This is a genomic window from Rhodococcus sp. OK302, assembly GCF_002245895.1.
Classification (GTDB): domain Bacteria; phylum Actinomycetota; class Actinomycetes; order Mycobacteriales; family Mycobacteriaceae; genus Rhodococcus_F.
The window spans coordinates 3913885-3928519 of record NZ_NPJZ01000001.1 but is presented as its reverse complement, the minus strand read 5'-3'; the positions used below and the strand labels follow the sequence as shown (position 1 = coordinate 3928519).

The window sequence follows — 14635 nt, the reverse complement described above, 5'->3', positions numbered from 1 at the left end:
CGAGCCATGGCGACTGAACAGCCACGAGGAGGAACCCATGAGCATCACTGATAACCAGTCACAGACGACCCAGCGACTATCCATCCAAGAGGTCGACCCCGACGCCTACAAGGGCATGCTGGCCATCGAAAAATACGTCCACTCGGGCGACCTCGAACCCAAAACCATCCATCTGCTCAAGATCCGCGCCTCACAACTCAACGGCTGCGCCTACTGCTTGGACATGCACACCACCGAGGCCCGAAAAGACGGCGAAGACCAACGTCGACTGGACGTCGTATCAGCTTGGCGGGAGGCGACCTCGTGGTTCAGTGAGCCGGAGCAAGCCGTCCTGGAATTCACCGAACAAATGACGCTGATCGGGCAAGGCGGAGTGTCGGATGAGGTCTGGGCACGTGTGAAGGCGTCGTACACCGACAGTCAGGTAGTCCGCCTGTTGATGGCAGTCTCAGCAATCAACGTCTGGAACAGGCTGGCAATCTCGACGCATCAGACACTGCCCGCTCTGTAGTCCAGGATCCACATCACGCGGCAGGTTCGTCTTCACCGGGAGGCGGAACCTCCTGGTGAAGACGAACCGATAAGACCTGCGTGTATCAGCCAACCATCGCGTGGAAGCCACCGTCGACGTAGATGATCGACGCGGTGGTGCCAGGCAGCCAATCCGAGAGAACGGTGCACACGGTCTTGGCGACGGGCTCGCGGTCGTCGACATCCCAACCGATCGGTGCAGCGCCGTCCCATGCGGTGTTCAGCTTGTCGAGCTCGGCGCCCGGGCCGGTGCTGTCGCCGGCAATAGCCTTGGCTGCGAGCGTCTTGATCGGGCCGGAAGACACCAGGTTGGAGCGAATGCCTCGCACACCGACCTCCTTGGCGACATACCGGTTGACAGCCTCGAGAGTGGCCTTGGAGACGCCCATCCAGTTGTAGAACGGCATCGCGCGTGCCGGATCGAAATCCATGCCGACGATGGACCCGTTGTCATTGAGCACCGGCATCAGGGCCTTGGCCAATGCACTGTACGAGTAGGCGGAAACCTCCAGTGCGACAGCCACATCGGACCACGGTGCATCCATGAACGGACTGCCCAGGCACGAACGGGGTGCAAATCCGATGGAATGGACGACGCCGTCGATACCCTCGGGTGCCAACTCGCGGACGCGATCAGCCAGGGTGGCGAGATCCTCGGGGTTCTGAACGTCGAGAGAGATGGCGGGCGGCACCGGCTGCGGCAGACGCTGAGCGATGCGGTCGATCAGGCGCAGACGATCGAATCCCGTGATCAGCACCTTGGCGCCCTGCTCCTGCGCGACCTTGGCCACGTGGAACGCAATAGACGCATCGGTAATGATGCCGGTGACAAGAATGGTCTTACCCTCGAGCAAACCGCCCATGAGTTGTCCTCCTGATGTGAGACGAAACGAAGAATGGAAGTGTGAAGACGGAGCTAGTGACCCATGCCCAGGCCACCGTCAACAGGAATGACCGCACCCGAAACGTAAGCCGAATCATCGGAAGCGAGGAAACTGACCACTGCCGCAACATCTTCCGGCTTTCCGGTGCGCTGCAGCGGGATGAACTCGGTGGCCTTGTCCTTGACGTCGTCGCCCAGAGCGGCCGTCATGTCCGTCTCGATGAAGCCGGGAGCGACAACATTTGCGGTGATCGAGCGGGAGCCCAGTTCACGCGTCAGTGACCGTGCGATGCCGATAATGCCGGCCTTGGACGCGGCGTAGTTGACCTGGCCGGCTTGACCGGCCATGCCGACGACGGAGCCGAGAAAGATGAACCGGCCGAAACGGGCACGCAGCATCGAACGCGTCGCACGCTTGGAGAGGCGGAACGTGCCGGTGAGGTTCGCGTCCAGGACGCTGGTGAACTGCTCTTCGCTCATCCGCATGATCAAGGTGTCGTCGGTGACTCCGGCGTTGGCGACGATGACCTCGACGGGTCCCTGATGCGCCTCGACCTCTTTGAATGCACGGTCGATCGACTCGGTATCGGTGACGTCGCAGACGACGCCGAACAGGCCTTCGGGGACACCGGATCCGCGGTGCGTGACCGCTACCTTGTGTCCGTCGGCGGCCAGGCGCTGAGCTACAGCCAAGCCGATGCCGCGGTTGCCGCCGGTGACGAGTACCGAGCGCGGAGTCGTGACGGTCCGTTCGGACACCACAGGGGTGGAGGGGGTAGACATGGCGATCAACCTATCAATTCTGCGAGGGCCGAGTACCGGCAATTGACGGACAGTGAGAAACAGTTCGTGGCTACGGCAGTCGCTGGCGGGTTACCAGAGCGACGATCAAACCTGCAGTGGCAAACAAAACTCCGAGGATCAGCCACGGTTTGCTGGCGTCGCCGCGAGTGGTCTCGAAACCGATCTGCTCTTCGAGCGTGTCGTAGACGTCGCGCAACTCTTCGAGACTCGACGCCGTGAAAAAACTTCCACCGGACAGATTCGCGATTTCCTTGAGCGACGCATCGTCGACGGGAACGGGGATGCGGTCACCTTCGATCTCGACTCGGCCGTAGGTTGTGCCGAACGAGATGGTGGAGATCGGAACGCCTTTGTCCTTGGCCTGACGGGCTGCGGTGAATCCGCCGCGCGGGTCGTCCTCACCTTCGGGGACGGTCTGCTTGCCGTCGGACAGCAGCACGATTCGGGCCGGAGGCGCCTGATCACTACCACCGAGGACGGCAGCCAACGTCTCGATCGACTGCAACGACGTGAAGATCGCTTCGCCGGTCGCCGTCCGCTCACTGAGTTTGAGGTTGTCGATGGCAATCTTGGTCGCGTCGCGATTTGTCGTGGGAGACACCAGGACTGATGCCGTGCCCGCAAACGCGACCAGCCCGAGATTGATGCCCGGCGTCAGACCGTCGGCAAACGACTTGGCGGCTTCCTGCGCCGCCGCAAGGCGAGTCGGTTCGACGTCGGTGGCCTGCATCGACAGAGACACGTCGATCACGAGGATCACGGTGGCGCGGTTCCGCGGAACCTTCTTGTCTGCAGTCGGACCTGCCAACGCCACGGTGAAGAACACCAACGAGATCACCATCAAAATGGCAGAGACGTGGCGCCAACGTCCGGGCCGCGACGGCGCCACCTTCTCGAGGAGCGCGAAGTTCGTGAACCGCATTGTGTGCTTCTGCCGTTGCTTCTGCACAACGACGTAACCGACCACCAACGCGATGACAACAGCCAGGAACAGCAGCCACCACGGCGCAGTGAATTGCGAAAGACTCACGAACGAACTCCCCCAGATCCGGCGCCGGCACCATACGTGTGGCGGCGAGCCGAGATGAATCGAACAACGTCGGCGATCCAGTCACGATCGGTATGCAGCGACATCAGCGGTGCCCCACACCGGCGCAATGCCTGCTGAACCTCGACGCGATGCTCCGCCGCCACGCGCGCAAAATCTGCACGCAACTGCGGAGTAGTCGAAAACTCGCGTGTCCGACCGGACTCCGGATCGTGCAGAACCACATCACCGACGTCGGGCAATTCGAGATCGCGCGGATCAACAACCTCGACGCCGAGCACGTCGTGGCGACCGGAGATTGCACGCAACGGTCGTTCCCAATCGGTGGGTCCGAGGAAGTCGCTGATCACCACAGCCAACCCGCGACGACGCTGCGGGCGACGCAAGGCCTCGATAGCGCCCACAAGATCTCCGCGCACCCCGTCCGGAGCGTGCGGCGTCGTGGCGATCTTGCGAAGCATCGCCTGAGCATGAACACGACCACCACGAGCCGGAATGCGCGTCATCTGCTCACCCGTCGAAATGATTGCGCCGACGCGATTGCCACCCGAACTCGTCAGGTGGGTCACCGCGGCAGCGGCAGCAACAACCAGATCACGCTTCTCACAGCCCGCAGTACCGAAATCGAGACTCGCGGACAAGTCGATCACCAGCCACGTCTCGAGTTCCCGGTCCGCCACCGACTGCCGCACATGCGGGTGCGTCGTACGAGCCGTGACCGACCAATCCATTTGCCGCACATCGTCACCGGGCTGATACTCGCGAGCCTCACCTGGTTCGGAGCCAGGCCCCGGGATGAGCCCGAGATGATCGCCGTGCAGTACGCCGTCGAGGCGTCGGCGAACCGTCAACTCGAGCGTCCGCAAAGCCGCGGTCAATCGTGGATCACGAAGTTCACCGGACTCGAACGACGGCGGTGCGCCGGCATGTCCGGGAAGGTGACTTTCGGTCACTGCGGGCGACTCATCGGATCAGGACTCATGACCGGTGCGCCGTTCCCTTGACCGTTGACGCTGCCCGGCGGAGTGAATTGCGGTGCAGGCGCGACCTGTTGGGCCTGCGGCGGTCCGGTGACCGTCGGTACCGGACGTGCAGCGATCTGCGGCAAGCCGACAGTCTGCAATACCCGCGCAATGACGGCGTCGGGAGTGACTTCGTCAGCCAAAGCGTCGTAGGACAACACGAGACGGTGACGCAAAACGTCCGGGATGACCTCGACGACGTCCTGAGGCACAACGTAATCGCGGCCCCGAACAAATGCGAGGGCACGTGAGGCGGCAATGATGCCGAGCGTCGCACGCGGCGATGCTCCGTACGCGATCCAACCGGCGACGTCGTCCAAACCGAACTCGCGCGGCGTACGGGTGGCCGCGATGACACGAACCACGTAGTCGACCAACGCGTGATGGACAAAAACGCTACTTGCGACGCGTTGGAGTCGAACCAACTCTTCGGGCCCGAGGATCTGGTGCGGCTCCGGTGCTGCGACGCCCATGCGATAGACGATTTCGCGTTCTTCTTCGACCGTCGGGTAATCGACCAGGATCTTGAACAGGAAGCGGTCACGCTGCGCTTCGGGAAGCGGGTAGACGCCCTCGTTCTCGATGGGGTTCTGCGTTGCCATCACCAGGAACGGGTCCGGCATGTGGTAACGCTTGCCGCCGATGGAGACGTGACGCTCAGCCATGACCTCGAGCAAAGCCGACTGCACCTTGGCGGGCGCACGGTTAATTTCGTCGGCAAGGACGAAGTTCGCGACGACGGGGCCGAGTTCGGTGTCGAACTCTTCGCGTCCCTGACGGTAAATGCGCGTACCGATCAAGTCGGTAGGCACGAGGTCCGGAGTGAACTGCACGCGGGAGAAAGAACCACCGACCACCTTCGCGAAGGTTTCGACGGCCAGCGTCTTGGCCACGCCGGGCACACCTTCGAGAAGCACATGTCCCTTGGCCAACAGGCCGACGAGTATCCGCTCGACCAGACGATCCTGACCGACGATGACACGTTTGACCTCGTAGATCGCTCGTTCCAAAGTCTGCACGTCGGCAGCGAGAGACGGCGCTACCCCGCCAGTAGTTCCACTCGCTTTGTCTACGTCGACCGATCCGATCGAATCTTCACGTGAGGTCACCAAGAATCCATCGCTTTCACCTAGAAAAGTTCCGACAGTAACGCGTTCCATGCCAACTATTCCAGGTAGTTGCCCGCGATGCCGTAACCCCACGTCGACACGGGCAACCGAACCAGACAACAGGGGCGTCGAGGACTCAGCTGTTGGTTGCGATCAAGACACCAATCGCACGGCATACGGCGTCATACCGCCCCAGCGGACAGGCGAGACCATGACACTGGAACCGGACTGCGGAGCTTCGAGCATCTGCCCGTTGCCGAGATAGAGCGCCACGTGCTGACTTGCGTTGGGGCCATAGAAGATCATGTCGCCGCGCTTCATCTCCGACGCCGGAACCTGGGTACCCGCGGTGTACTGGTAGCCGGTGTAGTGCGGCAAGGAGATTCCGACACCCGCGAAGGCATAGATCATCAGACCCGAGCAGTCGAACCCGATTTTGTTGAAGTCGCCGTAACTGTCGGCTACTCCGCCGTCACGGATTCCGCGTGTCGGCCCGTTCTCGTCGCCGCCGCCCCATGCGTACTGAATGCCGAGCTGCGACATTCCCCGGTCGATGACCGATTCAATTGCAGAACTGCCACCGACAGCGGGCGGCGTCGGCTTGGGCTTCGGAGTCGTCGTCGGCGGCGTGGGCTTCGGTGCGGTGGGCTTCGGCGTCGTGGGCTTCGGTGTGGCGACCGGAGTGTCCTCGTCGGTCGAGGTGTCCTCGTCCGTCGATGTGTCTGTGTCAGTCGACGTGTCCTCGTCATCGTCGCCGGGGATGACGGTGGGCGTCGGATCTTCGACGGCGGTGTGTGGACGCTGAGCAGCGGCCAGAGCGGCAGCGCGGTCCTTTGCTGCCTGATCGGCGGCAGCGCGTGCAGCAGCTTGCGCGGCGGCTTCCTTCGCTGCCGCTTCGAGAGCAGCCTGATGTGCTTCTTCGGCGCGACGCTGTTCATCCCAGGTTGCGTATGCCTGACGCTGACCTTGAAGACCGGCAACCGCATTGCGAGCGGCGTCCAGCTGAGCTTGCGCAGAGTTGCGATCTGCTTCGATGGCGGCCTTTTTCGCAACCTGCTGATTAAGTGCGTTGCGGGCAATCTCGATTGCCTGCTCGGCCAAGGCCTTCAAATTTGCGGCAACCTCAGCCGCAGCATCGGCTTGCTGCTTGGCCTGACGGGTCTCGGAATCCTTGTTTGCCTGCTCGGTCCGTGCGCGTTGCAAACCGTCGAGCACGGCACGCTGAGAACTGGAGAGCAATTTGAGGACCTGAGCGCGGTCCAAGACGTCGCCCGGGCCCTTGGCATCGAGGAACGACGAGATCGATGCCGTGTTGGTGCCCTTGACGTAACTCGATCGGGCATATTTGTCGAAATCGGTCTGCGCTACCGCGATCTGCGCCCCGGCGTCCTTGAGTGCTTGCTTGGTGACACCGACGGCTTGGGCCGCGGTATCCGCGGCGCCTCGTGCGTTCTGCAGGTCGACAAGGGTCTTGTTGACGTCTTCGCGTTTGATGGCAACGTCGTTGTCGAGCGACGTCAACTGTTCGTTGGCTGCAGCAACTTGGTTGATCAGTGCGCTGACGGTGCCGACGTTCGACGAAACCTGAGAATCTGCGGAAGCGATTTCGGAATCACTGGGATTGCGCGGTGGCGGAGGTACTGCTGCACCGACGCCGGGTGTTCCGACGACCAGTGCGCTGACAATGCCGATACCGACTACAAGCTGTGCCAGGCGGGCCGACGCTCGGGAAGGTCCACGACGGCTGAGTCCGCCACGTGTTACTTGCCTCACAAATAACTCTCCCTCGCGTGTTCGCCACGGGCCCGCTGGGTCGCCGATCCGTGCGGGGAGGGAATGCGCAGGAAGCTATGACGCCGCGTGGGCGTCATCGGTGAGCGTGAGCCGAATCGGTTCCGCTCTCCTTGATGCGGTTCGACTTCGATGCCTGGCGCCCGAAAATGTGCGGCGTCATGCAAAGTCCATCGAACAACAACAGTCTTTCTGCGACACTTCTTCCCCAAAAAGTGCCAGTTGCACCGTACGACACTTGAGAGAACTTTGGAAACTTTAGCCACAAATAACACAAAGAGTATTTCGCCAGGTGAATGGCCGTATCTACCAAAAAGTGCAGGTACTCACCCCAAATGCGGGTGAGTACCTGTTTTCACGAATTATGTGGAGGTTTTGCGTGTCGCGCGACGCTTACGCCGATCCGGTGGGTCCGACGGTCCGTTGCACCGAACTCTCAACGTGCCCGCTTTGTTCGGTTTCGGGCTCTCGACGCCACTTCGCCACAAAAGTAACCGCTGCAATGATCGCCACGATTGCCACCAACAGCACTGTGTACAGCGCCCACGGAGGCCCCGGTTCGACGATCTCGTGCGAGAAACGATCAGCGGTACTGGCAGCACTGTCACCGAACGCAATATCCTGTGCAGTCTCTAGTTGGACTCGGCTGACGGAATCGCTGTAGCTGCCCATCCAGTTCGGGCTCAGGACCAGAACAGTGCCACCTTCGGTTTCACCGACCGTGGTGGCGAGATCCCGCAAATCTGTATCCCGGCCTGGGTTCTCGTCGAGCACGACCACGCTCAAGTCGATTCCACGCTCACGGGCATCAGCGACTACCGCCGTCAGAGCGGCGACGTCGCCGGCCGGCGCGGAAACTCCGCTCTGCGCAACGTCCGCGAGAACGTCGTCGAGATCGACGGTCGACGGGACCTCGACATGCAGCGGCTGGCTCGACTGCAGGGGCGTGAAGACCAAGTGTGTAGGAGCAGACATCTCTCATCCGGGTGCTGTTCGGATTCACCCAGAACGTAACTGTGTGAAATTCATCCGAGGTCATGGTCGGTGGCTCGGCCGCCGAGGTATTCAGTGGCACAGCCGTGGCGGGCCTGAAAGCACACTACTTGAGGTTGAGTGCGACTCCGCGTCACATCGACGCATGGCACATCTCGACGCTGAACGATTGTGTGCCCGGTCACCCAGTCCGCCCTGCGTTGCGCAGCCTCGCAGACTACGTGAAGATTGTGTCGGTCGAGTTGCCCCGAAGTCTCACAGGACAAGCGTACTGTTAGACTTCAGACCGAGAGGTACCTCGGTTCGGCCGAGTCCGATTCAGCTCCGATGTTCAGACAGTTCCGAAAATGAACTGTGCGATTGGCGTGAGCTGGCAATGGATACGCCGAGTAGAAGTACCTCGCTTCAGCTGCCGACACAGCCCCGTCGGTGGCGACCCTCATAGACGAGTGGAGCAGACGTGAGCACCAGTATTGATTCGTTCGGAGCCAAGGGAAACCTCGAGGTCGGTGAGAACTCTTACGAGATCTTCCGCCTCTCGGCAGTCCCCGGTACCGAGAAATTGCCTTATTCCTTGAAGGTTCTCGCTGAGAACCTTCTCCGCACCGAAGACGGTGCCAACATCACCGCGGATCACATCCGCGCAATCGCAAGCTGGGATCCCGCAGCGGAGCCGAGCATCGAAATCCAGTTCACGCCGGCCCGCGTGATCATGCAGGACTTCACCGGCGTTCCTTGCATCGTCGACCTCGCCACCATGCGTGAGGCTGTCACCACCCTCGGCGGCGACCCGAACAAGGTCAACCCCCTCTCCCCCGCCGACATGGTCATCGACCACTCGGTCATCCTCGACGTCTTCGGCCAGGCCGACGCTCTCGAGCGCAACGTCGACCTCGAATACCAGCGCAACGGCGAGCGTTACCAGTTCCTCCGTTGGGGCCAGGGCGCATTCGACGACTTCAAGGTCGTCCCCCCGGGAATGGGCATCGTTCACCAGGTCAACATCGAGTACCTGGCGCCCACCGTCATGTCCCGTAACGGACAGGCATACCCCGACACCTGCGTCGGCACCGACTCGCACACCACGATGGTCAACGGCCTCGGCGTGCTCGGCTGGGGCGTCGGCGGCATCGAGGCCGAGGCAGCAATGCTCGGTCAGCCCGTCTCCATGCTCATCCCGCGCGTTGTCGGCTTCAAGCTCTCCGGCGAGATCAAGCCCGGCGTCACCGCTACCGACGTCGTTCTGACCGCTACCGAGATGCTCCGTAAGCACGGCGTCGTCGGCAAGTTCGTCGAGTTCTACGGTAAGGGCGTCGCCGAGGTTCCGCTCGCGAACCGCGCAACCCTGGGCAACATGAGCCCCGAATTCGGTTCCACCGCAGCGATTTTCCCGATCGACAGCGAAACCATCGATTACCTGCGCCTCACCGGCCGCAGCGACGAGCAGCTTGCTCTCGTCGAGGCGTACGCCAAGGAACAGGGTCTGTGGCACAACCCCGATCAGGAGCCCGTCTTCTCCGAGTACATCGAGCTGGATCTGGGAACCGTTGTTCCCTCGATCGCCGGCCCGAAGCGCCCGCAGGACCGAATCCTGTTGTCGGAGTCCAAGCCTGCATTCCGCAAGGACATCCACACCTACGTGGACGACAACGCCCCGGCCGAGCACACTCAGCTCGACGAGGCTGTCGAAGAGTCCTTCCCGGCCTCCGATCCCGCTGCGCTCTCGTTCGCTGACGACGGAGCGGTCAACGTTCTCTCGGCTGCAAACGGCGCACAGGGCCGTCCGAGCAAGCCGGTAGTCGTCAAGTCCGAGGCCGGCGAATTCGTCCTCGATCACGGCGCCGTCGTCGTTGCCGGCATCACGTCCTGCACCAACACGTCCAACCCGTCGGTCATGCTCGGTGCCGCACTTCTCGCGCGCAACGCCGTCGAAAAGGGTCTCTCCACCAAGCCTTGGGTCAAGACGAACATGGCTCCCGGCTCGCAGGTTGTCACCGACTACTACGAGAAGGCCGGCCTGTGGCCGTACCTCGAGAAGCTCGGCTACTACCTCGGCGGATACGGCTGCACCACGTGCATCGGTAACACCGGACCGCTGCCCGAGGCAGTCTCCAAGGCGATCAACGACAACGACCTTTCGGTCACCGCCGTGCTCTCCGGTAACCGTAACTTCGAGGGTCGCATCTCCCCCGACGTGAAGATGAACTACTTGGCTTCCCCGCCGCTCGTGATTGCATACGGGCTCGCCGGAACCATGGACTTCGACTTCGAGACCGACTCGCTCGGCAACGACACCGAGGGCAACCCGGTCTTCCTCAAGGACATCTGGCCGTCCACGCAGGAGATCGAAGAGACGATCAAGTCGTCGATCGATCAGGACATGTTCCGCAAGTCCTACGCGACCATCTTCGCGGGCGACAGCCGCTGGCAGAACCTCGAAACCCCGAAGGGTGACACCTTCGAGTGGGACGAGAACTCCACCTACGTGCGGAAGCCACCGTACTTCGACGGCATGACGATGGATCCGGCTCCGGTCAAGGACATCAAGGGCGCTCGCGTTCTGGCACTGCTCGGCGACTCGGTCACCACCGACCACATCAGCCCGGCAGGTCCGATCAAGGCCGGTACCCCCGCCGCGCAGTACCTCGATTCCCATGGCGTCGCGCGTGCGGACTACAACTCGCTCGGTTCGCGTCGCGGCAACCACGAGGTCATGATTCGCGGAACGTTCGCGAACATCCGTCTGCGCAACCAGCTTCTTGATGATGTCTCGGGTGGATACACCCGCGACTTCACGCAGGAAGGTGCGCCGCAGGCGTTCATCTACGACGCGTCGCAGAACTACCAGGCAGCCGGCATCCCGCTGGTAGTCCTGGGTGGCAAGGAGTACGGCTCCGGCTCCTCGCGTGACTGGGCAGCCAAGGGCACCAGCCTCCTCGGCGTCAAGGCCGTCATCACCGAGTCGTTCGAGCGTATTCACCGCTCCAACCTCATCGGCATGGGCGTTGTCCCGCTGCAGTTCCCGGTCGGCGAATCTGCCGGCTCGCTCGGCCTCACCGGCACCGAGACGTTCGACATCGTCGGCGTCGAGAAGCTCAACGAGGGCGTTACCCCGAAGACCATGAAGGTCATCGCCACTCGCGAGAACGGCGACAAGGTCGAGTTCGACGCAGTCGTGCGCATCGATACCCCCGGTGAAGCGGATTACTACCGCAACGGTGGCATCCTGCAGTACGTGCTCCGCAACATGATCCGCGGCTAGTTCGCCAGCCTGCCTTTAACCGCGCGGCGGACTCAGCGATCTTGCTGAGTCCGCCGCGTGCGTTAGGTACCGGTTTATGGGTGAAACCGATTCTGCGGGAGCCGAATCGGATGAGCAGAGAAGCGCGAGACGAGGACAACAACGTGCCCAAGGTCAGTGAAGACCATCTCGCGGCACGGCGCAGTCAGATCCTTGACGGCGCCCGCCGCTGCTTTGCGGAATACGGCTACGACGGCGCCACCGTCCGCCGACTCGAAGAAGTGACCGGGTTGTCCCGTGGGGCGATCTTCCATCACTTCAAGGACAAAGACGGCTTGTTCCTCGCCCTGGCCAGTGAGGACGCAAGCCGTATGGCGGACGTCGTCGCCGAAGAAGGTCTTGTTCAGGTGATGCGCGACATGCTCGCGCAGCCCGATCAATTCGATTGGCTGGGAACACGACTGGAGATCGCCAGGCGACTTCGGAATGATGCGGACTTCCGTGCGAAGTGGTCTCAGCGGTCAGCTGAGCTCACCGAAGCGACCAGCGCACGTCTCGCTCGCCAAAAATCAGCTGGCCGGCTGCGTGACGACGTCCCCACCGACGTCCTGATCGGATACCTCGATCTGGTGTTGGACGGTCTTGTCGCGCGCATCGCGTCCGGCCATGCCGGAGACAATCTGTCAGCCGTGCTCGATCTGGTCGAAGAATCCGTGCGGCGACGGGACTAGGGGCTTCGCCCCTGTGCGCGCTTTTGGTAGTGCTGACTACCAAGAGGGCGCACAGGTCCGAAGGCCCTAGAATTCGAACACCGACCAGCAGATGTCGTTTCGCAACCGTTGATCATCAAGTACCAGCTCGCGGATCGCCTCCGGAAGCTGGTCACGCTGCCACTGGCACTCCAGTCGCCCAGCAGCTTCGCCCTCGCCATCCGGCGCAGCAGCACGTGCGGCCTTGATCGCATAGGCGGCCGCACCGAGCTCGTGTGCTGCGACGTGCGCGACGGCTCCGGCCTGACCGGCAGCGTACGCAGCATGCCGCGGTGCCCCACTCAGGTCTCGGGCCGCTCCCATTGCGTGGCCGCCCGCAGCGCGAGCCTCCATCATCTTTACCTCTCCGCGCACCCAGGCGCGAGCATGCTCAATCCCCTGGCGCGGCCGTGGATCATCAGGCCGAGCCGACTCGAAGAGGTCCAATACATGCTCCGCGCACGATGCCGCCCAGAGCGCGAGGAGATGGTGATCCGAATCAGTGAGGGTCCCACCGCGGCGGATCGTCACGAAGCGAGGGTCCCGAATCTTGGGGAGGATCATCGTGTGGGACTCCTCTATTTGCAGTGTCACTCTTCGAATTTCGTGGCACGAAGAACACTACGAATTCATCGATCGTAGACGTGACGGACCGGCTTCGGATTAGTTCCCGAACGCCGGGAGCATACCAACATCCCACTCGGCGGGTGCCAAATCAATATCCACGAAGCACACTGAACTCTTCAAACCTGTCTTCTTGCATAGTATTTCGATCTCGAGAGGGTTTGCCTAACCTGAAACGGGGGTGCGATAGAACCGCCGACACAACCCTGATAACACCGCCATCGACTGGGTCCCTTACTTCAGTTCGAGTCCGTCCGTCGGAATGCAGGTATACATCCAGGTATGTAGACCGGTGTGCATCATCCGTTTCGATGTCATGGTTCGAGTGGGTGATCGTGAGTCACTCGAATCCGACCGAAAGGAACAAGGAAATGATGTCCCTCGAGTACCAGGTGTACGACTGCGAGGTCCTCATCGCCCGAGCAGAGCGTATGGGCAACTACGACGCAGTTCGACGATTGACAGAATACGAAAACACTCTGCGTCAGCAGTACCGCCCGTCGCAGAGCCAGAATCAGCAAGCATCCTAATTGCCCAATCCCCCGAGGCCGAGAGTCACACAGCGCGCAGTTAGGCGGGCATCCCGGTCGAGGTACTTCGGCGGGGTGACGTTCGACGCCTCCGAAATCCTCGTCACCATCGGCGGCAACACCATCACATCACCAGGACAGCCCGCACTAGAAAGGTCCGCAGCACCGGAATAATTTGCGCAGTCCTGAAGTCAGGCCAGCTGATCGAATCTGACCCGTACCTCGAGAACCTGAACTGCAACCCTGGGTAGCAATCCCTCTTGAACAGAAATGAAGGAAGTCGAGCATCGGACTGACCAATGCCATGTTCGAGTACCTTGAGCTCGCCCATCCACGGCACAGAGCCCTTTGGAATGCCAACTTTGAGAGAGCCAGATCGACGGTCTCCAAAAGCTACATCACCTCGCAAATTCGGGGCACATTCCATCAAACGTCAGATAGACCTTTCCAGTCGACGACCCCGCCGGATGATGGCCGCTGCCACGCGCTCTCTCGGCTGGCATAGGAACTCCTCGATTACAGGAGTGACCTCAGCTGGGTTAACTCAGCCGCGCGGGCGGGCCGACTGATGCCGGGTGGCGTCGTAGGCCTCGAAATACGACTCACCCACGACGAACATTCCCCGCTGCGGCAGCCAGAAGTCTCCGAGGCGCGCCTGAACGGACAATGGCCCAGACGGTCCGACGTCCACCCCATCGATCGTCGCGCGGCTAGCGTCAACAGTCCACAGCATCCGCGGGTTGGCGCGGAATCGCTGGCCATTCGGGGTCGTGCCGGTCAGCCGTACCCGACCTACGCCCAACGAGGGCCCCGCGGCGCGTCCCATCGCAGACAGGACGGCATTGCTCCGCCACAACGCGCCCGGCATGAGTTCGCCCAGGGTCGTCATCGCGGCAGTGGCAGCTGACCGGCCCAATTCGAGATCCCACACGAGCCACTTGTCCACCGTCACCGTGAAAGCGAACGGACCGCTCCACGTCACCGCGATCTCTGCAGTTCGTGCTTCCTCGACAGCCGAGCCAAAGTATCGGGCGCAACTAGCCTCGGGTGGGCTACTGCTGTAAATGACCCAGCTTCCCGCTGGGTCCCGATGCCATACCGAGTCGTACCCGCTACCGAGAGAGCTGGCAGGAAAGTGGCGCATCGCCAAGTAGTGACCACTCGCGAACGGCTCGCCCATCACCCCGTAACCGGCGAAGCGTTCCTGTCCGTCGCCCGGAGGTACAGCCATGGTCCGTTCAACAATCGATCGTGGATTGTCAGTCATCCTCGAGTCCTTTCCGAATCTGCCCCTTAGACGTGTACCCGAT

Annotated in this window: 13 protein-coding genes; 4 read left to right on the top strand and 9 right to left on the bottom strand. The window is 61.8% G+C overall.

Annotation, left to right across the window (positions count from 1 at the left end):
• The first annotated feature begins 37 nt into the window (after nt 1-37).
• Nucleotides 38-511, top strand: a complete 474-nt coding sequence (locus BDB13_RS18050) for a carboxymuconolactone decarboxylase family protein (protein WP_094272844.1) — start codon at nt 38-40, stop codon at nt 509-511.
• 85 nt (nt 512-596) lie between these two features.
• Here the strand turns inward: BDB13_RS18050 and inhA are convergent, their stop codons facing one another.
• The 7 genes from inhA to BDB13_RS18015 form a co-directional block, all read right to left on the bottom strand.
• The gene (gene inhA / locus BDB13_RS18045) at nt 597-1394 is read right to left on the bottom strand and encodes an NADH-dependent enoyl-ACP reductase InhA (protein WP_094272843.1); all 798 of its coding nucleotides are present in this window, start codon (nt 1392-1394) and stop codon (nt 597-599) included.
• A 53-nt stretch (nt 1395-1447) separates the two neighbouring features.
• Entirely contained in the window at nt 1448-2197 is a 750-nt protein-coding gene (gene fabG1 / locus BDB13_RS18040) for a 3-oxoacyl-ACP reductase FabG1 (protein ID WP_094272842.1), read from the bottom strand.
• A 70-nt stretch (nt 2198-2267) separates the two neighbouring features.
• Nucleotides 2268-3248, bottom strand: coding sequence for a VWA domain-containing protein (locus BDB13_RS18035; protein ID WP_094272841.1), 981 nt, complete (start codon nt 3246-3248; stop codon nt 2268-2270).
• Entirely contained in the window at nt 3245-4219 is a 975-nt protein-coding gene (locus BDB13_RS18030) for a DUF58 domain-containing protein (protein WP_094272840.1), read from the bottom strand. The genes BDB13_RS18035 and BDB13_RS18030 overlap by 4 nt, the downstream gene beginning before the upstream one ends.
• Nucleotides 4216-5397: an AAA family ATPase gene (locus BDB13_RS18025; protein ID WP_094275003.1), complete on the bottom strand. Its 1182-nt coding sequence runs from the start codon at nt 5395-5397 to the stop codon at nt 4216-4218. Before BDB13_RS18025 ends, BDB13_RS18030 begins: the two co-directional genes overlap by 4 nt.
• 153 nt (nt 5398-5550) lie before the next feature.
• Nucleotides 5551-7170, bottom strand: a complete 1620-nt coding sequence (locus BDB13_RS18020) for an NlpC/P60 family protein (protein WP_094272839.1) — start codon at nt 7168-7170, stop codon at nt 5551-5553.
• 411 nt (nt 7171-7581) lie between these two features.
• Nucleotides 7582-8163, bottom strand: a complete 582-nt coding sequence (locus BDB13_RS18015; protein WP_094272838.1) for an Rv1476 family membrane protein — start codon at nt 8161-8163, stop codon at nt 7582-7584.
• A 478-nt stretch (nt 8164-8641) separates the two neighbouring features.
• Between BDB13_RS18015 and acnA the strand changes: the two genes are divergently transcribed.
• Nucleotides 8642-11443 (top strand): aconitate hydratase AcnA, encoded by a 2802-nt coding sequence (acnA, locus tag BDB13_RS18005; RefSeq protein ID WP_094272836.1) that lies wholly within the window; start codon nt 8642-8644, stop codon nt 11441-11443.
• Nucleotides 11444-11586: 143 nt separating this feature from the next.
• Nucleotides 11587-12153: a TetR/AcrR family transcriptional regulator gene (locus tag BDB13_RS18000; RefSeq protein ID WP_094275002.1), complete on the top strand. Its 567-nt coding sequence runs from the start codon at nt 11587-11589 to the stop codon at nt 12151-12153.
• Nucleotides 12154-12219: 66 nt separating this feature from the next.
• Here the strand turns inward: BDB13_RS18000 and BDB13_RS17995 are convergent, their stop codons facing one another.
• Nucleotides 12220-12735 carry a putative immunity protein gene (locus BDB13_RS17995; RefSeq protein ID WP_094272835.1) on the bottom strand — a complete coding sequence of 172 codons (516 nt, stop codon included), beginning with the start codon at nt 12733-12735 and terminating at the stop codon, nt 12220-12222.
• A gap of 431 nt (nt 12736-13166) precedes the next feature.
• Between BDB13_RS17995 and BDB13_RS32145 the strand changes: the two genes are divergently transcribed.
• Entirely contained in the window at nt 13167-13325 is a 159-nt protein-coding gene (locus BDB13_RS32145) for a hypothetical protein (protein WP_169634453.1), read from the top strand.
• 544 nt (nt 13326-13869) lie between these two features.
• Here the strand turns inward: BDB13_RS32145 and BDB13_RS17980 are convergent.
• On the bottom strand, nt 13870-14592 hold the full coding sequence (locus BDB13_RS17980) for a hypothetical protein (protein ID WP_254922860.1): 723 nt from the start codon (nt 14590-14592) through the stop codon (nt 13870-13872).
• Nucleotides 14593-14635 lie beyond the last annotated feature (43 nt).